The 316-nt window shown below is 60.8% G+C and carries 1 protein-coding gene; it reads left to right on the forward strand.

Translation table 11 applies throughout. The annotated features are described in order from the left end of the window. Positions 1–316, forward strand: a 316-nt coding sequence (locus SB822_RS55925; protein WP_410858955.1) for an HAD domain-containing protein, incomplete at both ends; no start/stop codon positions are given.

The raw sequence follows: 316 nt of genomic DNA on the forward strand, positions 1-316 counted from the left end.
GCTTACAGCGTTCCGCCACCGCGTCGGACGGGCGGTCGTGTCCTTTATCTCGATCTGGACGGTTGCCTGCATCCCGATGCCGTATACGAGAAGCCTGGCTCGGGGCCGTTCATTTTTGGTTATCCGGATCATAGGCTTTTCGAACATGCACGGCTGCTTGAGGACGCGTTGGCCCCGTACCCGTGTGTGCGTATCGTGCTCAGCACCTCATGGGTGCGGCGTTACCGTGGAAGCATTCGCCGCGTGTCGCGCGGACTGACTCCGGCATTGCGGGAAAGGGTTGTCGGCGCTACCTTCCATAGTCGCATGGACCTGA

The sequence above is a fragment of the Paraburkholderia sp. SIMBA_054 genome (genome assembly GCF_046534875.1).
GTDB classification, from domain to species: domain Bacteria; phylum Pseudomonadota; class Gammaproteobacteria; order Burkholderiales; family Burkholderiaceae; genus Paraburkholderia; species Paraburkholderia hospita.